Consider the following 21374-nt stretch of genomic DNA (forward strand, 5'->3'; position numbering starts at 1 on the left):
AACAAAACAAAAATGCACCTTTTTTATACTCCCATTCTGCACGAACAAACCGTTATTTTACCCGAAGAAGAATCGAAGCACGCCATAAAAGTTTTGCGCTTGGTTAAAGGTAATTTCGTAAATTTAGTAGATGGTAGTGGTGGGTTTTACAAAGCAACTATTGAGCAGGATAATCCTAAAAAATGTGTTTTACGGATTGTAGAAACGGTTAAGCAATTTGGTTACCGGCCATTTCATATTCACGTGGCGGTAGCACCCACTAAAAATATTGATCGGATAGAATGGTTTCTCGAAAAAGCGACAGAAATTGGGGTAAATCAAATATCTTTTTTGCTTTGCGAACGTTCAGAACGAAAGCAGGTTAATCTGGATCGGCTGGAGAAAGTAGTGGTAAGCGCCATGAAGCAATCCGTAAAAGCTTATAAGCCGGTGTTAACCGATATTATTCCGTTTAAAGAGTTTATAAAAAATATTCAACCCGATAATACGTATATAGCGCATCTGGAAGAGCACGACAGAACCCCTTTGCACAGAATAAACTTACGCGATTCGGCTTGTGTACTAATTGGTCCTGAAGGTGATTTTAGCCCCGCCGAGATAAAGCTGGCTTATGAAAAAAATATTAAACCCATAACCTTGGGCAACAGCCGGTTGCGTACCGAAACGGCGGCGCTGGTAGCCTGCCATACCTTAAATTTATTATACGAAATGAAAATTGCTTAACTGCATTTATAAATCATGAAATATTTATTCTCTTTCTTTTTAACCTTGTTTACCGTCATTGGCAGCCTGGCGCAAAACCCTAGTTTCCAGATTGCCAAATTAAAATACAATGGCGGCGGCGATTGGTACGCCAACAAAACTTCTTTGCCCAATTTAATTAAGTTCTGCAACCAGAACCTGAGCATGAATATTAACAAAGACGAAGCTATTGTGGAGGTTGGCAGCACCGAATTATTTAGCTACCCGTTTGTGCACGTGACCGGCCACGGCAACGTGGTTTTCTCCGATGCCGAAGCCGAAAACTTACGAAAATACCTGGTAAACGGCGGCTTTCTGCATATTGATGATAATTATGGCTTAGACAAATACATCCGGACCGAAATGAAGAAAGTTTTTCCGGAACTGAGTTTTGTAGAAATACCCTTTAACCACCCTATTTATCACCAGAAATATAAGTTTCCGAAAGGCTTGCCTAAAATTCACGAGCACGATAATAAAACGCCGCAAGGGTTTGGTATTATTTACCAGGGCCGGTTGGTTTGCTTTTATTCTTACGAGTGCGACTTAGGCAACGGCTGGGAAGATCAGGAAATTTACAACGATCCGGAAGAAAAGCGCCAATTAGCTTTACGCATGGGCGCCAATATTTTGTCTTATGCTCTCACTAATTTCGATTAATAAATAACCGGCCGCTAACATCCGGCCTTCCTGAAATCCCGTAATATATTCCTTTTGGGCAACGCGCGGAAATTAGATTATTTTAAATATATTACCGAAAAAAACGGTTTATAAAAGTACCAACACCTGACAAAAACACCCAGCAAAAGATAGCGAATGGATACCATTGTTTATTTAAAAAACATGTTGCGCGACAAACAGGTCGCTTCTTTTACCCCTACTTCTATCTTTGGCATTAAAAAAGTCTGCGATAAAATAGATTTTCGGAAGAAAAACGTAATAATTGAGTATGGCCCCGGCACCGGCGTTTTTACGCGCTACCTCCTCAATCATTTAACGCCCGATTCTACCTTAATTTTAATCGAAAGAAACCTGGATTTTGTAAATATTCTGCAAAGCTCTTTTCGCGACCCACGGTTGGTTATATACCACGAAAGCGCCGAAAATGTGGTGGAGTTACTGGCCCGCAGCGGGGCTAAAAACGCCGACTATATTATTTCGGGCATTCCTTTTTCTTTCCTGCCGCATCCGCTCCGGAATAATATTGTGCAAAAATCAGCGGAGTGCCTGCGCCCTGGTGGTAAATTTCTGGCCTACCAAACTTTTTTCCAGTTAGATAAATTTCTGAAAGATTACCTGGAACTGCACTTTAAAAAAGTAAAAACCGAGTTCTGCATCCGCAATGCCCCGCCTATCCGCATTTTTGAAGCGATAAAGTAACCAGTAACGGTAAGTGTTTATAAAATTGTGGCATTTGAAAAACTAAAGGTTCAAATAACCACGAAAGCAAAATCGCGATTCAAAGTCGAATGCTTAAGGTCAAGCCACAATTTTAGAAGCCCACTGTTGGGCGTTCTTTGTATTCTGCTTATACTTTTCCGTTATATTCTGGATCAAACTCCACAATCCATTCAATTCCGTACTTGTCTCTAAAACAACCAAAATATGAACCCCAGGGACTGTCACCAATAGGCCCTTCTATTTGTCCTCCTACTGAAAGCCCATCAAATAATTTGTCCGCTTCTTCTCTACTTTCAGTAATTATTACAATTTTACTTCTGTTCTCATTTTCGTTAGTTTTTCCCAAAATTTCCGGAACATCATTTGCCATCAACATATTATTTTTTCCAATAGGCAAAGCAATATGCATAATTTTATTTTTTTCTTTTTCTGCTACCGGGAATTCAGGACTTGCAAGGTCTTTGAAACGAATAACTTTTGCAAACTCTCCGCCGAAAACCGATTTGTAAAAGGTAAATGCTTCTTCGGCATTTCCGTTAAAATTAATGTGAGGATTGATTAGTGCCATAGTTATTAAACTTATTTTTAAGGTTCAAACATACTGCTTAAGTTCTAAATAATCAGGGTATAATCGCGTCAAAAAAGAGGTTGATTGCGCCAAAGTTATAGGGTTATGTCAGCCTGGTTTCGCAAAAGTTGTCGATTATAATGATGCCCAACCAGAGGATAAACCGAAAATTCGGCTTATCCGCAATATTCTAGTAGTTGCAGTTAACCGGAACTGGAATAACCAATATACTATATATAAATACGAGTATGAAGACAAAAGAAGATTTTATCATCTAATTACTATACCTTTTTAAAGTATTTAAAATTTTCGGCAAAAACATTAGTCTCTGGCTTGGCTCCTCGCAACATGAGTCAGCCTAATATCTGGTAATTAGAACCAGCACCGCGGAACTGCCCCTGGTTTATTATTGTCTAAAGTTTCACTACCCGCCACAACCGGTAATCGTTCATCCGGAATAAGGAGCAATCAACGGCTAACTTAGTTACTGTGGCGGAAAATATGTATTTTTGTGGGGTAGATTGGTAAGTACGGCTTTAGATTAATGCAAGTATCCAGATTAGAAATTAAAGGTTTTAAAAGCTTCGGCGATAAGGTTGTTATTAACTTCGACGAAGGTATTACGGGTATTGTGGGCCCCAACGGTTGCGGCAAATCCAATATTGTAGATGCCATCCGGTGGGTACTGGGCGAGCAAAAAACCCGGAATCTCCGCTCCGATAAAATGGAGAACGTTATTTTTAACGGTTCCAAAAACCGCAAGCCGCAGCAACTGGCCGAAGTTTCAATAACTTTTAACAATACTAAAGGCATTTTGCCCAGCGCTTATTCCGAGGTAATTGTTACCCGCAAATATTTCCGGACCGGCGACAGCGAATACCAACTCAACGGCATTCCCTGCCGCCTGAAAGACATTAACGAATTATTCCTCGACACCGGTATCGGCTCTGATAGTTACGCCATTATTGAGCTGAAAATGGTAGACGAAATATTAAATGACAAGGAAAACTCCCGCCGTTTATTATTCGAAGAAGCCGCCGGTATTTCTAAGTTTAAGGTGCGCAAAAAGCAAACCCTTAAAAAGCTGGAAGAAACCGATGCCGACCTGGAGCGCCTCGAAGACGTGCTGTTTGAAATTGCCAAAAACCTGAAATCGCTGGAACGGCAGGCCAAGTTGTGCGAGAAATATTTCGGCCTGAAAGAAGAGCATAAAACCCTGAGCCTGGAATACGCCCGGCGCAACATTGCGCACCATCAAACCACGTTGGCTACCCTGGAAGGCAATCTGCAGCAGGAAACCGAATTAAAGAAAACCTTAGCCGAGCACCTGGACGCTCTGGAAGAAGAACTGGCCGGCCATAAAACGGCTGCCAACGATTTGCAGGAACAACTTACCGCGCAACAAAAAGTAGCCAACGAGAAAACCTATAACATTCGCCAGCTCGAAAACGAAATAAAGCTAAAAGCCGAGCGCACAAATTATTTAAAGGAACGCATGGGCTTGCTGCGGCAACAGATTAGCCAGGACAACATGGTCCTGGAACAAACCCAGGAAACCATTGGCCAACTGCAGCAAGATATTATTCTGATTCAGCAGGAATACGTAGAGTCTGAGCAGCAGGTAAGTTTACTTCGCCAGGAAATAGAACAAGCCAATGCCCATAAAGCCGATTTACAAAAATCATCTACGGATGTAATAAATCAGCAACGCGAAAAACAGCACAGCCTTTACCAGGTACGCAAAGATATTGAGGTTACCCAGGTGCAGGTGGTTAACTTAACTTCGGAACTGGAACGCTTAACGGCCCAGAAGCAAAACGAAGCCGAAAACGCCGATAAATATTTGGCTGACATGGCCGAACAAGAAGAAATATTGCTCGAACGACGGTCTGAGCTGGACGCTTTGGTGGAGCAGGAAAACGAATTGCAGGCCAGCATAGAACAAACCGAAACCGATCTGCAAGTAACACGCACCAATTTAACCGAACTAAACCGGAAAATTGATGCCAAGCGCAACCAATACAACCTAACCAAATCGCTGGTAGATAACCTGGAAGGTTTTCCTGACGCAATCAAATTTTTATACAAATCTAAAAACTGGGAAAAGCCGGCCCCGCTCCTTTCGGATATTATTGTTTGCCAGCAGGAATATAAATCGCTGATAGAAAGTTACCTGGAGCCTTACATGAATTTTTTTGTGGTAGATACCACCGAAGATGCGGTAGAGGCTATTAAGCTGCTGAATAACCAAAACAAAGGCCGGGCTAATTTTATTGTGCTGGCAGAACTCGAAGATTTAGATACCGGCCCTACCCTTTCTACAACTAAATTAAAAGCGGCTTACGAGGTGGTTTCCACTTCTGAGCGCTACGAAAAGCTACGGCAATATATTCTAAACGAAGTTTATATTTCGCAGGAGCTGCCTTCCGATTTTTTTAGCGGCGATCACCGCACGTTTATTTTGCGCGATGGCTCGGTTATTAAAAAGCCACTGAGTATTTCGGGTGGTTCGGTGGGCTTGTTCGACGGTAACCGCATTGGCCGGAAACAAAACCTCGACAACCTGGCCCAGGAACTGGATACGCTGGTAAAAGAAGCCGAAACGCTGAAAATTAAAATTAATACGCAACAGCAGGTTATTCAAAACCTGAAAGGAGAAACGCGCCAGCAGGTTATAAAAGAGACAGAGCGGATTATCTCGGCCCAGCAACAGGAGCTGATGGGTATTCGCATCCGGCACGAACAACACGCCTTATCGCAGCAAACCAACCACAACAAAGAAGCCGAACTAACCGAACGGCTGGAGGATTTGCGGTACAAAAGCTACGAACTGGTGCCGCAAGCCGAAATGTTACAGCAGGATCTGCAACGCATTGAATCGGAGCTGAGTTCTTATCAGGATTTACTTAACCGGCACAACGATTTAATTCAGAAAGTTAACCAGGTGTTTAACGAAGAAAATATTCGGTACCACCAGTTGAAAAACCGGCTGACCAGCGTGCAGCAGGAAATTAACTACCGGCAAAAATCTTTGGAAACCGGCTACTTACGCCAGCAAGCGCAACAAGATGAGTTGCTGCGGGCCGAAGACGAAATTATTGCGGCCGAAGAATTTGTGCTGGACAATACCGAAACCCTGAACCAATTATTAGCCGAGCGAAAATTATTAAGCGAAGAACTGGACAAACTGGAAAAAGACTTTTTTAGTTTGCGCGGCGAAATCGACAGCAAAGATAAAACTATCCGGGAAATTCAACGCAAACGCCAGAACGCCGATGAGGTGCTTATTTCGATGCAGCAGGCTATTTCGGATTCTAAAATAAAACTGGTGGCTATTCAGGAACGCTTAGCGGCTGAGTTTAATATTACCGAAGAAGATTTGGCCCAATTACCATCGCAACCGCTGGAACATAGCAACGAAGAACTTAGCAGCCAGATAAACAGTATTAAAACCCGCCTCGACAGCATGGGTCCGGTAAACCCCATGGCGGCCGAAGCTTACGAAGAAATAAGCCAGCGCGATAAATTTATTAAAGAGCAAAAAGCTGATTTAATAAATGCTAAAAATATTTTGCTGCAAACCATCAGCGAAATAGACCAGGTGGCCAAAGATAAGTTTCTGGAATCTTTTGAGATGATAAAGGAGAACTTTACCCGCGTGTTCCGTTCGCTTTTTTCGGATGAAGATACCTGCGATTTGGTAATAGCGGATATGAATAACCCGCTGGAATCGAAAATTGAAATTATGGCCCGGCCCAAAGGAAAGCGACCTTTAACCATTAACCAGCTTTCCGGTGGCGAAAAAACCTTAACCGCTATTTCGCTGCTATTCGCCATTTATCTCTTAAAACCGGCGCCTTTCTGTATCTTCGATGAAGTAGATGCCCCGCTGGATGATGCTAATATTGATAAGTTTAACAACATTGTGAAAACCTTCTCCGGTGATTCGCAATTTATTGTAGTTACCCACAACAAGCGCACCATGGCTTCTACCGATGTTATTTACGGCATTACCATGCTGGAGCCTGGCGTTTCACGGGTTATTCCGGTAGATTTAAGGCAACTGGCGTAGAGTCGTTATTCGTTGTCCGATTTCTAAAAAGGAATTGATAAAAAAGGAGCCTATTAGTTGGCTCCTTTTTTATCAATTCCTTTTATAATTGTAGCAATATTTTTATACTAATTTTAACTATGATTGCTCTATAGATATTGTTATCGCCGGCGTCCCGCCGGTGATAATTAACTTCCGGCCTCTGGCCGCTATAAACAAGCCTGGTAAATTTCATATAGAAACACTAGCGGCCAGAGGCCCAAAGAAGAAGACACGGGCGAGGACGCCCGCGCCATTTACCAATTTCTTTATTCGTTGTTGAAGCCGCTGCCTTTATGTCGTGTTTTGATAAACAAGTAATTAAGCAATGGCTTTAAAATTGGCGGTGATAACACTATCCATAGCGCCATGTGCTTATCGAATCAGAAAAACTATACTTGTTATAAATACCCGAATAGTGATTAACAAACTACCAATAATGACTCTACCCCTTCCTTGGCTTGTCCCCTGACAAGCCAACGCAATGCCATTGCAAATTTGTCCCAACTAATCATGTTCCAGCCTGTGAGGGCACTGGCCGGGGTAATCAGCCTTTCTACTGCTAAGTATTCCTTTGCTTGACGGCTATGGTGAGAACACCAGGCAAGAGCAGCGGCGGCGAAAGTCCTGAGTAAAATATAAAAGGAACCATAACCTGGTTCCTTTTATATTAATTACATTAATTTAAAGTAGCTAACCCAAATTCGAATTTTTATTTTGAATTTGAATAACAATCAACGAATAACGAAACTACCTTACGCCTTGCTCGGGGTATTTGCCTTTTTTTGTGCGGTAAAAAGCTTTTATTTTTTCAATATCGCCTTCTACATCGCCGGTGGGGTAAAAAATTGGGCCAACACCAGCTTCTTTTTTGGGATAATCGAGGTAGCCCAAAATAATAGGCACATTGGCTTCTAAGGCAGTATAGTAAAAGCCTTTGCGCCAACGGGGCTGGTATTTGCGGGTACCTTCGGGGGTAATCATAATTACCATTTGTTCCGAATTATTCAGAATATTCACCATAGAGCTAACCAGGCTATTGTTACGGGAACGATCGACGGGCAAAGCGCCCATTTTTTTTAACAGCCAGCCCAACGGCCCAACCATGGCTTCTTTTTTAATGGTATAACGCAAATCCACATCCATCAGGTAAAAGGCGCAGCGGGCAAATAAAAAGTCCCAGTTGCTGGTATGTGGGGCCGCAATCATCATACTTTTTTTCAAATCGGGCGGAATTTGTCCGGCTACGTGCCAGCCAAAAATCTTAAATATTATTCTGGATAAAAATTTTGCGATCATAGAGGCAAAGGTACAAGATTAGCCACAAGAGAAAAAGCCAGCTTCAAACTTCTGAAACTGGCTCTTCCTAAAAATTTTTAAGCTCATTAATTTTTATAAATTATTCAGGTCTTTTGCCTCTGATTGGGTTTGGCAGCATCATGGTTTGGCGTAAGAAAAATACCTGTACCGAAATCCGCAGTTCCGGGCCGTACTCTGCACGGTAGTTGTCGCTGTTTTTCTTGGCGCCAAAATTTTGCCGGTAATATTTAAATAAAACCATAGGCTCTATGGCTATTTGCTTGTTCCTTAACCAATAATTTTGCCGACCAATAGGCCCTAAAAAATAAGTATAGCCTACGCCAGCTTCGCCCTGAAACAAATTAGATTGCGAGATACGGAAAGTATTATTTAAACCCCAGCCGGCGCTAATTTCTCCAAAAATACCGTTGTCCAGGTATCCTCTAACAAAAGGGCCCACTAATAAAATAGTTTGCTTTAGATCGTTGGTGGTAGAATCGCTTTGCCGGTTATAATAGTTTAAATCGGCTTTAAGCCCAATGCCAATATCTTCCCAGTTAAAATAACCTATTTTTAAGTCTGTATTTACCCGTATTATAGAACCTTTATCGCCATTGTTATTGGGCGTTTTGTAGTTGAACCCGTTAAAAGAAGAACTTATGCCTCCTCCAAGCATGTAACTTCCTTTAAGAATATACGCATTTACCATGTGGCCCGAATTATTCTGACCATAAGTAAAATAAGTTAAAAGAAAGCAGGCGATAAACGATAAAAGCTTTTGCATTCTGTTGGGGGTAGATATTTTAATTTAATAATTTACTCACTAATAATTTAAGGTCAATTTTTTGCCTATGCTGCTTATGAATTATGCCTGCTGATAGGCAATTTGTTTGAGCTGGGCTAACAGGTTTTCGGACAAACTCATGGTGTGTTCGTAGCCGGCATCGTACATTTCGCGTGCTTGTTTTATGCTTAGCAAACGGTAATGCTTGAGTTGGGGCGGCTCTATTAAAAAATTACACAGCTTCATACGTGGCGTAACATTATTATTAATAGCTAATTGGCAGGTTCGCTCCACCATATCTCTTAACGATTTTACATCTCGCTGGTGGTCAATTGGATTTACGTGTACCCCAATGGTAAAGTCGGCGTAACCGGTTAAACATTCAACCGGCAAATTATTTAATAATCCGCCATCTACGAGTAGGTGCCCCTGGTAGCTAATAGGTTGGCACAAAAAAGGCAACGCAGAAGAAGCAACCAAAGGTTTTATAATTTCACCTTTCGAAAAATAAACAGTGGTGCCCCGGTTAATATCGGTAGCGCTGATGATTACTTTAGGTGTAAGATCAGCAAAGGTTTTGTCCGCCAGGTAAGGTTTAAAGGTATCTTCCAGCTGGGTCAGGTTAATTAAACCGTAGCGGCTAAATCCAGGCCTAATCAAGCGCATAAATTTAGTTTCGGTTACCTTCTGAAATATTTCTTCCGGCGATAGGCCAATACCGTACAATACTGCGACAATTGCCCCGGAACTGGTACCCGAAATTATATCAACGGATAATTGTAGTTCGGCCAGCGCCTTTAAAACACCTAAGTGGGCAAAACTGCGGGCTCCGCCCCCGGACAATGTAAGACCAATGCGCATAATTATAAAACGTCGGCTAGTAAAAAGCTTTGGTCTAAACGTACACCCCGGTCAGTATGTTTTACTGTACAGCACTCGTGTACCGAATCGTGCTCCAGAAAGAGAATATAATTCTTATCGGCAGCTTCCTGTAAAAAAGCAGCTTTTTCCTCTAAAGTAAGTAAAGGACGGGTATCGTAGCCCATTACATACGGAATTGGTAAATGCCCGACCGAGGGTAATAAATCTGCCATATATACAATTGTTTTGTTTTTATAACGGATAACCGGCAGCATCATTTTGTCGGTGTGGCCATTCACATAAATAATTTCGAACTGTGTGAAAGGCGAAGCTGCTCCCAACGGAGTAAAATGAAGCTGGCTGCTTTCGGCCATTGGCAGAATATTCTCTTTTAAAAAGCTGGCTTTTTCCCGGGCATTGGGTTTAGTGGCCCATTCGTAATGTTCGGCATTGGTCCAGTAGCGGGCATTCGGAAATGTAAGTTCCAGGCGGGTATGGTCAGTATTATACTGTACACTACCCCCGCAATGGTCAAAATGTAAATGTGTATGAAAAACATCGGTTATATCGGTAGCCGAAAAACCTAATTTTTGAATAGATCCCAACAAAGTATTTTCGCCGTGCAGGTAATAATAGCTGGCCAGTTTAGGCTCCATTTTAGTACCAAAGCCGGTATCTATTAAAATAAGTTTATTTGCATCCTGAATGAGCAAACAACGCATGGCCCAGGTACAAAGGTTATTTTCATCGGCCGGATTGGTCTTTTGCCAGATGCTTTTTGGTACCACCCCAAACATAGCTCCCCCATCTAATTTAAAATATCCGGTATCTATCGAAAATAGCTGCATAAGCTTAAATTTTGCCGTTCAGGTACTAAACTCAAGCAAGAACGATGGAAATTAAAATTTATTAGGTAATATAGCAAAAATTATATGAAATAAAATTAATGTGGAATATAATTTATTTGATTTGTTTTAATAAAGTTGCGTTTTATGATGACTATATAATAATAATGATAAAGGAATATTTTATTAATAAAGCATAAAAAAGCCCTGCTAACTTACAGGGCTTTTTATTAGAAGCTGATTTTAAAATGGCTTTGCACGCTTTCAAAAAGCATAATTGTGTTACAGTTCCTGTACCACACCCATCGACGAAAAATTATCAATGCGCTGGCTAATGCGTTCCTGAGCCGGAATTTGCTCCAGTTCGTCCAGGGTTTTTAGAATATGCTTGCGCAAGGTATTAATCATTTTTTCTGGTTCGGTGTGCGCCCCGCCCAATGGCTCTTTAATAATGCCGTCTATCAATTTAAATTCGAGCATGTCTTTAGCTGTTACTTTCATAGCATCGGCGGCTTGTTCTTTGTAATCCCAGCTCCGCCAGAGAATAGTAGAGCAATTTTCCGGCGAAATAACCGAATACCAGGTATTTTCTAGCATAAAAACCCGGTCGCCGATGGCTATACCTAAAGCACCACCAGAAGCGCCTTCGCCAATAACAATACAGATTACCGGCACTTTTAACATAAACATTTCTTTCAGGTTGCGGGCAATGGCTTCTCCCTGTCCGCGTTCCTCGGCTTCCATACCCGGAAAAGCGCCCGGCGTATCAATAAAAGTTACAATAGGTTTATTAAACTTTTCGGCCATTTTCATTAACCGCAAAGCTTTCCGGTATCCTTCGGGGTTGGGCATACCAAAGTTACGCAGCTGCCGCTGCTTGGTGTTGCGCCCCTTTTGCTGCCCAATAAACATAATGGTGCGGCCGTCTATTTCGCCGAAGCCACCTACCATAGACTTATCGTCGCGCACGTTTCGGTCGCCGTGCAGTTCTATAAACTTGGTAGTAAAGCCTTCAATGTAGTCTAATGTATAAGGCCTATCGGCATGGCGCGAAAGCTGCACCCGCTGCCACCGGGTTAAATTGGCGTAAGTTTCTTTTTTAAGCTGCTTTATTTTTTCTTCTAAAGCCTTTACTGCCTCCGATACATCTACCTGGCTGTCTTCGGCCAGTTTTTTCATTTCGCGAAGTTTGCCTTCCAAAGCCGCGATGGGCTGTTCAAAATCTAGAAGCATAAAAATTTTATAGGTTAGATCGTTGGTGCAAAGTTAAACGTTTATCAGAATTAAAAGTATGGGAGCCGCTTACAAAAAAAGATAAAAATTATGTGGCTGATTATCTATAATTTACAATATATTCAGAAAAATATTAGTGAAATTATTAAGCCTGCACTTGCATAGTATAAATTAACCCTATACATTTGCATCACTTTAAAGGAACAACGCAACAAAGCGGCGCGAAATTAAAGAAAAAAGGTCCGGTAGTTCAGTTGGTTAGAATGCCGCCCTGTCACGGCGGAGGTCGCGGGTTCGAGTCCCGTCCGGACCGCAAAAAGCCTCTCAGTTTATTCTGAGGGGCTTTTTTGCTTTATATCTATTTTTCATAGGTTTAAAGCTTATATAGCTGCTCTGTATATCTCCTGTTAAATAGGGTGTTTTTCCGGTTTCCTATGCCGTCTACTTCTGGTTACTTTTGAGTAATCTAAAAGTTAATAACCCCTACCCTATGCAAGTTTATCAGGAGCTTATTTCGTTAAAAGCCTGGTTACAATCCAGAAGCTGGCCAGAGACCAAGAATTACCAGATTGTTTCAAATGCCTGCGACGAAGTTTGGCAACTAACAAATAAATTAGAAAATAATCTTAATACGTTATTAGCCAAATCGAAAGCTTTAACCTTGGTAGTAGAAGTACAACACGATTTGGCTTTGTTCCAGAATAATGCTCGTTTTTTAATTTCCCATAACCCGGAAGTTCTGAGTGAAACAGTTGATAAGCTGGTAAAAGTTATTGATATTTTGGTGCAAACCCTAAAGCATTCCCGCATTGTATTACAGGACTAACCTGCTTAGGATTAGAATTACCAACATACTTTTAAGTACAACTAAGAAGTGCATGTAAATACTTTGTAATACGTATTTATTTCTAGGGCTTATGATTAGCTGCTATATAAATAACTAACATCTTATTAGTACTATACAACATTTTAAATTTATATATATGAAAAAGAGTACTTAATGTTGCATTAATATATTAAATTTAATATATTTATAAAAAGTATATTTTTATCATAGATCAATACTGTTGTATAGATGACATTTATTTAAAGCTAGTAGACAAATCAGCTAAAAACTATTAAATAATATATTCAAAATGTTTAATAAAATGTAAAATAATAAGAATAAAATAATTAAATATGTAAAATATTTAATACTTTTGCACAACCAAATTATAGAGAAAAACTCACATATAATTTAGCTAAAACATTGAATACAAAAAGTTGCCCCTTCATGATTCCTTTAGAGACAGCCTACCAGAACGATTACATTAAAGTGGAGGCTAATTTAGAATACAGCTACATTAAAGTTACGTGGTTACAAAAACCTAATAGTGAAACTTTCAGGAAGGAAACTTTGCAGTATACCCATTATGCCATAAAAAACGATTTAAATAACTTCTTGTTTGATGTTAGGGCAAGAACTTCGTTAAAAGAAATAGACCAGGATTGGCTGGTTCGGGAAGTGTTTCCTTTATTTAAAACCAAGAGTATCCGGTTTGCTTATTTGGTTAGTCTAGAAGACTTTGATATTATGGATACTTACCAGATTCACGACCATATTTTAACTAATCCTAAATACCAAAAGCATGTAGCCGGCATGATTTTTCTAAACGAAGAAGAAGCCCAAAACTGGCTATTGGAAATAGGTTTGTATCTTTAGATATTACACAAAACTAGAATTTAAAAGAGTATACATTAAGGTTGTAGCACACTGGTTTTTACCCGTGTTTAATCTCTATTATAAGCGTATTTTCCTTCGTATTTAAATATAAAATTACTATTACATAGTACTTTATATTTTCTGTGCTTTCTATTTTCCATCAAGTTCCCTCTTTATAAAATCAGTATTAAGAAGCTAATACAGCTTCTTCAATACTTTATAACTATTTTAAATATTAAAGCTCTCATCTTAAGTTTGTAATAAAGGAAATTTACAAATATTTAAGATAATTAAAATAGTTGTTCTTGACATTTTAATATTTTTTCTAAATATTTACGCAATCCGTTTAATACATTATATCAGATTAGTGTAAAGCAAAATGCACACTGCAGTAATTGTAATCGCGTTTTATATTTAAAATATAATCAGGTTTAATTTGCTGCCTTTTTTAAAATAAAGAGAACTGCTGAACAGTTAAACAGATAGTATAAAATAAACACCATTGAGGCTGTTATAGATGTAGTAAAGCCGTATGATTTAAAGACAAAATATCCTTAACGTCTGACCTCATTTAAGACTAACTAAAATTAATTTAAATGTTAATAGGAAAAAGAATCGAAGAAGCAATTAAGAAATCTGGCCTGAAACCCCAGGATGTAGCCATGTATGCGGGAGTAAGCTACGCCAGATTGCTTAGTTTTTACAAATTAGATTCTATTGAGCTGAAGTACCTCCGAAAAATAGCACAACGGGTAAATTTACCGTTATCATATTTCTTATCTGACCTCGACCCGGGTCAGCAATCCGAAAATACCAGTACTTATTCCCCTTCCGACTTGCATTTGGTGAAAGAAAATATTCAGGGTTTGCACCGCCAATTAGAATTATGCCACGTCGAAATCGATCGTTTAAAGCGGGAGCTTTCTAAAACAATCGAACAAATTACTTTCGTTATTCAGGAAAATAAAGTAAATTCCTTCTTCTTTATGGTTTTGCTAAACCATAATGTACCTTATTAAATAAATTCTTTTTATTCATTGAGTTAAATTTTCTTTGTTAGCAGATTAGTTTATTGATTAATCTAACAGCAACTTTTACCATCAACCAAGTTTATAAAAAACCAGAACGATGGGGCTTCATTTATTTGCCTAACCAATTAAAAGGCAAATATTTTTAAATTGGTTTAAAGTTAATCTTAAACAATGTAAGCCTATGTTAGATCAGTATAAGTTTAAAACCTTACCTTTTTATAACCAGGTTAGCTACATTTGGGCAGAAGGAACTTACCTGGCTTCCCGACAGGAAGAAGGCCATAAAATAAACTTATACCGGGTAAAAGACTTTTTCGCCGAAATCTGGTACCATGGCCTACAAGAGAATATTTTTAAAATCAGAACTTTTACGAGTAAAAAGTGCCTGGAAGCTTATCTTAACTCTGTTATACTGGATTAATATTTTTAACTTTAACTTCTCTGTTAAGTACAGGTTTTAGTTAAACGATATAAGCAGCGCAGGCCATTTTGCATGATACCGGTAACCTTAATTTATGAAACTGATTTTGTTAAAATAGAAGAGAACCGTGATTTTAAGTATATTCAGATAAACTGGCTAAAACAACCTAGCAGTGTACTTTTTCGGGAAGAAACTCAAAAGTTAGTAGATTATGCGCTCATACATGATTTCAACAAATCGCTGTTCGATGTCAGAAAAAGAGATTACCTGGAAGTTTCCGACCAAAACTGGTTAGTGCGCGATATTTTTCCATTGTTTCACAACCGGCATATAAAAATAGCTTACCTGGTAAATTCTGTTGGTTTAGAAATAATGGATACTTTCCGGATACATGACAGCGTGTTTAACAATCCGGCATTGAAGCACAATGTGCATATAGAGATTTTTTTAGACTTAGCCGATGCCCTGGAGTGGTTAGTAGGGACAGAAATAATCTAAAAACCGCAATTCTTTTAATTAATACGTTCTTATCTAAAGCCTTATTCTTGCTGCTCAATAGCTTTTAGTTGAATTAGCTTTAAGCATAACCTGGCGCGTGTATAATATTCTATTTAAAATATGATAGACCTTTACATTAAGAAATAAAAACAAAAAGCATCAATTTATAAGTTGATGCTTTTTGTTTTTATTAAACTTCTGAAAAATTAATGATAAATCTATCCGCGTTGGGCGTGTCTGGGGTAATTGAATAACAACGAAGTAATAACAGGCACTACAAATATTAGAACCGTAATTAACGAAGTCATCCAGTCGGCGGTATGGCCGCTTAAAAACTTACTTACAGCATCGCCGGGGCGGAAATGCTCGTAAACCGATAGTACTAATTTTAGACCCAGCACAGCAATTACTAAAAAAGCTGCCGGCTCCAGAAACGGATATTTGCCCATAAGTTGCACAAACCATTGGGCCACAAACCGCATTGCCAAAATACCAATAAATACGCCCAACCATATTAAGATTAGGTTTTCGGTAAAAGCCACTACTGCAAAAACGTTGTCAATCGAAAAAGCTAAATCCATTATTTCTACCAACGCAACCGTTGCCCAAAACTGGTTCATCCAACCCACAGTGGCTTTGTAAAACCAATGTTCTTTTTTATTTAGTAAATCATCGCTTTTATCGGGTGTGCTTTTGGATCGGAAATAATTAAAAACCAGGAAAAGCAGGTAAAAGCCGCCTAATGGTTTTAACCACCAGATTTGAATTAAAAAAGCAGCAAAAAGCAAGCAAATACCCCGAAAAACGTAAGCGCCAATAATACCGTAGCGCAACGCTTTTTGTCGTTGTTCTTTTGGCAAATCCATTACCATGGTAGCCAGTACGGCAGCGTTATCAACCGACAATAAACTTTCTATAATAATTAGGTTACCAATAATGGCCAGCGATGATAGGGGATTATTTATAATATCTAAAAATTGCTCGTACATAAAATTTAGAAGGCAGTTTGTGCTTAAAGATTAAACATTAAAATTACTTGTTCCGGCAGCAGTAAGCTCTCCGGAAAAATTGCCTTCAAGTATAAGCATAAAGTTAGTATTAGCTTACTTTTAATTTTGCAAGATTTTATTATATAACCCGGTGTAATCTGGTCTGGGTTTAAAATAGGTGCTATTAAATTGCATTTAAAATCTAAGCTTAAACCAAATTAACCAGCTTTCTATGTAGGTAATAAAACTTATTTAGGAATATTTAACTTTCGGCGTTCTTGTTCTGCCCAACTAACTAATTGCGAAACTTGTTGTGGGTTCAGGGTAGCATCGGTATGCAGCCATAAGTAAGAAGGCAGCGGCATGTGGCCTTCCTGTACTTCCTCGGCTATTTCTTCTAGTTTATGGTCCACCTTTTTTTTATCGTAACCGGAAAAATCAGAAAAATTAATTTCAGCTTTGCCTTCTTCAATATGATGATTTAACCACCAGCCTACCGGGTTAACATTGGCATACCACGGATAATTGGTGCGATTGGAATGGCAATCGTAACAAGAAGCTTTTAAAATATTGTGGATGTTGGCGGGCACTGCCACAAAATGCGAAACATCTTGGTTGGTACTGGCTTGGCCTATATTTTTTTCGGGCCGGATAAACTGAATTAATATAAATACAACGAGTAGTACTAATAATATTTTCTTTCTCATCCGGAATGCGGTTTAGGTTAAACAAAAATATTCCTGCCTGAGAAACCAGACAGGAATATTTTTTAATTTTTTAAGAAGATATAAGCTACTTATAATTTAGCGGTGCTTGATTTACCAGCTACTAATTTCACGTCGAGCGTAAAAGTATCCTCAATAATTTTATCGGCAGCAGTACCAATAATGCCTGAACGGAATTTAATGTCGTACTTAATACGGTCTACGGTAATATTAGCGGTGGCTTCTGCGCTATTGCCGGTTACTTTTACAGTAGCCGGAAAAGTAACCGGGTGCGTAATACCTTTAATGGTTAAGTTGCCAGTAATATTGTAATTGGCTAAACCGCTTTTAGCTTTACCTACCGGCGTGGCTTTGGTAATGTTAAAAGTAGAAGTTGGATTTTTTTCCACCCCAAAGAAGTCCTCTGATTTTAAATGACCGGTTAGCTTCTGGTTCATGCCTTCATTGGTAACGTCCAAATCCTTAATTGTAGTCATATCCATTACAAAGCTACCGCCAATCAATTTGGTGCCATCTAAGTTTAAAGTTCCTTTAGATAACTTAACGGTACCGTTATGAGCGCCGCCTACTTTTTTGGCGTTCCAGTTAATAGAACTGGCTTCGGTATCAACGGCCAGGGAGGTAGCTTTAACCGGGGCTTTTACTTCGGTTTTATTAACGGGATTACCAGTTGCGGTTACATCCGAATAATTAAATAATAGGGCCAGAGCCAATGCTCCTGCAGAAATAAATGCGGTCTTCATAAGGGGTTAAGTTTTGGTTTGATGATATTTAAAACATTGACAAATGAAATGTTGATTGGTTTAATATTATCTATAAGCTTTTATTACAAAATTTCTAAAAAGCATTTGGTTTATGCGGCCAATATTTTCACTTTTTAAATGATCCTGCCCTACTGACTTTTATAGCTTAACATAAATATTAAAACCAATATAGGATTTATAAGTGTTAAAAAAAACACCTGGCTTATTTCTATTTTAAAATAAACCAGGTGTTTGTTAAAAAGCAGGGTATTTTATTTAACCCGGTTCAAAACTGCTTCAACCGGTTGCCCTTGGAAAGTAGCCTGCAAACTCAGTTGGTCACCTTGTATTCTGCCGCGATACGGTATCTTGTTCGGGCCAAAAGATAAATTAAAGCTTAAATCACTGCCGGTAATTTTACCATCGGTTATGGGGCTTTCGCCTCTTGGGGTTACTACCGAACCGGTTAAAGTTTCGCCTTCGGCGGCTAATTTCAACGTTAAGTCAAACTGGCCCATGCGTCCTTGCCAGGTGCCGGTTGCATTGGCGGGCTGACCAACAGCAGCGCTGTCTGGGGTAGTTTGGGTACCCGGCGCAGTAGTTTGCGGGGCACCAGCAGGGTTAACTGGGCGATTGAATTGTCCGGGAGCACCGGCTGGTCTTTGCATTTGGCCTTGGCCTTGTACCGGAGCGCCACCGGTTGGCATGCCACCACCAGCAGGGGAAGCAGCGGCTGGTGCACCGCCTGCGGCCTCTTGTCCGTTGCCATCGCCACCACTTTTCATGTCGTCGTTGTTAACCGATTTTCTTCTGCGGCGGTTTGCATCCGTAGTAACTTTGCCTAAACGGTAGCTAAACGTTGCCCGGAAGCTCAGGTTATTCATAACGTTGGTACTTTTCTGGCTCAGTAACGGCGATTCCAGTTCGTTCACCATTTTAATAGAAGTGCCAAAGAAGTTTTCGGCGCCAAAACCTATGGTTCCTTTTTTATCGTTAAAGAATTTGCGGAAGTTTAAGCTATAAATACCAAAGCCGCCTTGTGTACCTTGCAACTGCACCTGACGGGCCCGGTAAAAACCAAAACCTTGCAGTCCCCAGCCTTTACCTAAAGTGTAATTACCCATACCCCGTATGTTAAACACCCAACCTTTGTTGGTGGCCCGGTAATTAGGGTCGCTTACATTGTTATCTAAAACAGAATAATAAGAATCGGTACCAGCATTTAAACTTAGTTTATCCGAAATATTGATATTACCGAAAAGACTAATACCATACGCATCTTCCTGCCCAATATTCTGGAAAGTAGTACGGATGGCGCCTGGCTGCACATTATAATCTAACGGGTTAGCTACAGTGTCGCGGATGCTCTGGATGGCATTGTTGGTGTTGCGGTAATAAGTTGAAAAGTTCAGCGAGGTTCTGTTTATATAGGTGCTGTAAGCCAATTCAAAGTTATTTGTGTATTCCGGATCTAAATATTGGTTACCAATGGTTACGCTTAAGGGGTTTGGCGCCTGCGGATTCGGGTTCAGGAATTGCAACGATGGCCGCTGAATTCGGCGGTTATACGATACTTTAACCGTGTTACCTTCTTTCAGCCTTTTAGAAAGGTTAATGCTGGGCACTAAAACGCCGTAAGCCGGTATTTTTACTTCGCCATTATTGCTGGTTTTAAAATCGGCGGTAATGGTAGTGTACTCGTAACGCGCGCCGGTTTTAAAGCTGAATTGCGAAGGTGTGGTTAAAGTATAAGAAAGATAACCACCGGTTACATTCTGATTGTAATTAAAAATATTGCTTAATACGGCATTCGGGTTCTTTACAAAAGGCCCATTGGCGCCTATAGCATTAAAGGTTTCGTAATCGGAAGTTACCTGACGCACAATTTGTTTACCGCCTAGTTCTACCAACTGGTTTTTGCCAATCGGGTTTTGGTAATCTATCTGAATGGTACTTTCCTGGTTAAAGCTTTCGTTAATATTTTTTAACCGTTGATCAATGGTAGAAAAATCGCTGTTAAAAATATCGTTAAAGAAATTATTTGTCCGGTTGTTGCGGCTGTACTGCGTTAAAATGCTAAACTCTTGTTGCGGCTTGTCAAAGGTATGGGTGTAGTTAACGTTTACGTCTACGGTACCAGAGTTATCGGTAACTTCTACATCGCGTAAGCTTCTAAAAGATTCATCGTTCTGAATGCGTAAACCAGTTAAATTATCCTGGAAATTGTGCCCGTTCCGGATACCGTACTGAATAGAAGTAGATAAGAAGTTATTTTTATTAATATCATAATCCCAGCCAAAGGTGTAGCGGCCAAACATACCGCTATTGCGGGTGTCTGCTTCCTGAATGTTAGTTGTTACGGGATTGCCGTTGCTGTCTTTGGTAATTTGGGTATTCAGGAAGCTACCGGTAGAGTTGTACATTGCCCGGCCAAAACCACCTAACGAAAAGCCCATTTTGCCTTTTTTGTAGCTGCCGTTCAGGCCCAGGTTAGAACCCCGTAAACCGGCACCCGCATCAATATTTAAGTTACCGCCTTGCAGCGTGTTTTTCTTTAGTACAATATTAATAATACCCGCTGATCCTTCGGCATCGTACTTAGCCGAGGGCGACGTAATTACTTCTACTGATTTAATTAAATCGGCCGGAATTTGTTTTAAGGCATCGGCTACGCTGCCGGCCGTAATGGTAGATGGCCGGTTATTTATTAAAACGCGCAAATTAGAACTACCGCGCATCGAAACATTACCGTCTAAATCTACCGACAGCATAGGCACTTTACGCAATACATCAGTAGCGTCGCCGCCGCGGTTACTCATGTCATTTTCGGCGTTGTAAACGGTACGGTCTACTTTTTCTTCTATAATGGCCCGCTGGCCCTGCACCTGCACTTCTTTTAAGGCAGTAGCGCTGGTATTAATTTTCACCGCACCCAAATTAACATCGTCGTTGCGGTCGTTTATTTTAACACCATCAATATTGCGGGTTTCGTAGCCAATAAAAGAAATAATAACCCGGTAATTACCTGGCCCAATTTTAGCAATGGTAAATTTTCCTTTGTCATCGGCCAAAGCGCCATCTAACGGTTTGCCCGTATTAGGGTCGGCGAGGGTAATGGTGGCAAAGCCCACCGGCTGCTGATTGGTGGCATCTACTACGGTGCCGGTAATGCGGCTATTGCCTTTTAGCGCTGCCGTGCCGGTAATGGCAGTAGCGTTGCCGGGCCCACCCCCTGCTGGTGCCTGGGCCAAAGAAACCTGGGTGCTTAAAGCCAAAGCTAATAAGGGTAACAGGGTAATTTTGTTTTTCATAATTTTTAATCGAAGTAATTTAAAATGTAATAGTTAGATCGTTGTTTTTTGTTTAAACATCAAGGCATTTTCGCATATACCTTTTACCTATTGGGCCTTTTCATTACAAAAGAACTAAACTTTAAAGTATTC

At 40.0% G+C, this 21374-nt stretch carries 19 protein-coding genes and 1 tRNA gene; 10 read left to right on the top strand and 10 right to left on the bottom strand.

What is annotated here, in order from left to right:
* The first annotated feature begins 12 nt into the window (after positions 1 to 12).
* From F0145_RS08395 to F0145_RS08405, 3 genes are all read left to right on the top strand, one after another.
* Positions 13 to 723 carry a 16S rRNA (uracil(1498)-N(3))-methyltransferase gene (locus F0145_RS08395; RefSeq protein WP_150087861.1) on the top strand — a complete coding sequence of 237 codons (711 nt, stop codon included), beginning with the start codon at positions 13 to 15 and terminating at the stop codon, positions 721 to 723.
* Positions 724 to 738: 15 nt separating this feature from the next.
* Positions 739 to 1401 carry a DUF4159 domain-containing protein gene (locus F0145_RS08400; protein ID WP_150087862.1) on the top strand — a complete coding sequence of 221 codons (663 nt, stop codon included), beginning with the start codon at positions 739 to 741 and terminating at the stop codon, positions 1399 to 1401.
* Positions 1402 to 1557: 156 nt separating this feature from the next.
* Complete coding sequence (locus F0145_RS08405) at positions 1558 to 2121, top strand: class I SAM-dependent methyltransferase (protein ID WP_150087863.1); 564 nt, start codon at positions 1558 to 1560, stop codon at positions 2119 to 2121.
* 148 nt (positions 2122 to 2269) lie between these two features.
* Here F0145_RS08405 and F0145_RS08410 read toward each other — a convergent pair whose 3' ends face one another.
* Positions 2270 to 2710, bottom strand: a complete 441-nt coding sequence (locus F0145_RS08410) for a VOC family protein (RefSeq protein ID WP_150087864.1) — start codon at positions 2708 to 2710, stop codon at positions 2270 to 2272.
* Positions 2711 to 3254: 544 nt separating this feature from the next.
* Between F0145_RS08410 and smc the strand changes: the two genes are divergently transcribed.
* A complete protein-coding gene (gene smc, locus F0145_RS08415) occupies positions 3255 to 6782 on the top strand; it encodes a chromosome segregation protein SMC (RefSeq protein WP_150087865.1) in 3528 nt (1175 codons plus the stop codon).
* A 768-nt stretch (positions 6783 to 7550) separates the two neighbouring features.
* On the opposite strand, the gene F0145_RS08420 is transcribed toward smc, so the two are convergent.
* The 5 genes from F0145_RS08420 to F0145_RS08440 form a co-directional block, all read right to left on the bottom strand.
* The gene (locus F0145_RS08420; RefSeq protein ID WP_190277500.1) at positions 7551 to 8099 is read right to left on the bottom strand and encodes a 1-acyl-sn-glycerol-3-phosphate acyltransferase; all 549 of its coding nucleotides are present in this window, start codon (positions 8097 to 8099) and stop codon (positions 7551 to 7553) included.
* A 100-nt stretch (positions 8100 to 8199) separates the two neighbouring features.
* The gene (locus F0145_RS08425; protein ID WP_150087866.1) at positions 8200 to 8883 is read right to left on the bottom strand and encodes a hypothetical protein; all 684 of its coding nucleotides are present in this window, start codon (positions 8881 to 8883) and stop codon (positions 8200 to 8202) included.
* Positions 8884 to 8964: 81 nt separating this feature from the next.
* On the bottom strand, positions 8965 to 9744 hold the full coding sequence (locus F0145_RS08430; RefSeq protein WP_150087867.1) for a patatin-like phospholipase family protein: 780 nt from the start codon (positions 9742 to 9744) through the stop codon (positions 8965 to 8967).
* A gap of 2 nt (positions 9745 to 9746) precedes the next feature.
* Positions 9747 to 10592: an MBL fold metallo-hydrolase gene (locus tag F0145_RS08435; RefSeq protein WP_150087868.1), complete on the bottom strand. Its 846-nt coding sequence runs from the start codon at positions 10590 to 10592 to the stop codon at positions 9747 to 9749.
* A 279-nt stretch (positions 10593 to 10871) separates the two neighbouring features.
* Positions 10872 to 11822 (bottom strand): acetyl-CoA carboxylase carboxyltransferase subunit alpha, encoded by a 951-nt coding sequence (locus F0145_RS08440; protein WP_150087869.1) that lies wholly within the window; start codon positions 11820 to 11822, stop codon positions 10872 to 10874.
* 239 nt (positions 11823 to 12061) lie between these two features.
* Here F0145_RS08440 and F0145_RS08445 point away from each other — a divergent pair.
* The 6 genes from F0145_RS08445 (at position 12062) to F0145_RS08470 (ending at position 15474) form a co-directional block, all read left to right on the top strand.
* Positions 12062 to 12135: transfer RNA gene (locus F0145_RS08445), tRNA-Asp, on the top strand.
* A gap of 177 nt (positions 12136 to 12312) precedes the next feature.
* Positions 12313 to 12648, top strand: a complete 336-nt coding sequence (locus tag F0145_RS08450) for a hypothetical protein (RefSeq protein WP_150087870.1) — start codon at positions 12313 to 12315, stop codon at positions 12646 to 12648.
* 447 nt (positions 12649 to 13095) lie between these two features.
* On the top strand, positions 13096 to 13524 hold the full coding sequence (locus F0145_RS08455) for a hypothetical protein (protein ID WP_150087871.1): 429 nt from the start codon (positions 13096 to 13098) through the stop codon (positions 13522 to 13524).
* A 596-nt stretch (positions 13525 to 14120) separates the two neighbouring features.
* Complete coding sequence (locus F0145_RS08460; RefSeq protein ID WP_150087872.1) at positions 14121 to 14543, top strand: helix-turn-helix domain-containing protein; 423 nt, start codon at positions 14121 to 14123, stop codon at positions 14541 to 14543.
* 193 nt (positions 14544 to 14736) lie between these two features.
* The gene (locus F0145_RS08465; protein ID WP_150087873.1) at positions 14737 to 14976 is read left to right on the top strand and encodes a hypothetical protein; all 240 of its coding nucleotides are present in this window, start codon (positions 14737 to 14739) and stop codon (positions 14974 to 14976) included.
* A 72-nt stretch (positions 14977 to 15048) separates the two neighbouring features.
* Positions 15049 to 15474 (top strand): hypothetical protein, encoded by a 426-nt coding sequence (locus tag F0145_RS08470; protein ID WP_150087874.1) that lies wholly within the window; start codon positions 15049 to 15051, stop codon positions 15472 to 15474.
* A gap of 218 nt (positions 15475 to 15692) precedes the next feature.
* On the opposite strand, the gene F0145_RS08475 is transcribed toward F0145_RS08470, so the two are convergent.
* The 4 genes from F0145_RS08475 to F0145_RS08490 form a co-directional block, all read right to left on the bottom strand.
* On the bottom strand, positions 15693 to 16463 hold the full coding sequence (locus tag F0145_RS08475; RefSeq protein WP_150087875.1) for a TerC family protein: 771 nt from the start codon (positions 16461 to 16463) through the stop codon (positions 15693 to 15695).
* A 248-nt stretch (positions 16464 to 16711) separates the two neighbouring features.
* Positions 16712 to 17170, bottom strand: coding sequence for a heme-binding domain-containing protein (locus tag F0145_RS08480; protein WP_150087876.1), 459 nt, complete (start codon positions 17168 to 17170; stop codon positions 16712 to 16714).
* 89 nt (positions 17171 to 17259) lie between these two features.
* Positions 17260 to 17931, bottom strand: a complete 672-nt coding sequence (locus F0145_RS08485; RefSeq protein ID WP_150087877.1) for a YceI family protein — start codon at positions 17929 to 17931, stop codon at positions 17260 to 17262.
* Between the two features lie 272 nt (positions 17932 to 18203).
* Positions 18204 to 21242, bottom strand: coding sequence for an outer membrane beta-barrel family protein (locus F0145_RS08490; RefSeq protein WP_150087878.1), 3039 nt, complete (start codon positions 21240 to 21242; stop codon positions 18204 to 18206).
* Positions 21243 to 21374: the final 132 nt, after the last annotated feature.

This window comes from Adhaeribacter rhizoryzae (genome assembly GCF_008629685.1).
In the GTDB taxonomy this organism is placed as follows: domain Bacteria; phylum Bacteroidota; class Bacteroidia; order Cytophagales; family Hymenobacteraceae; genus Adhaeribacter; species Adhaeribacter rhizoryzae.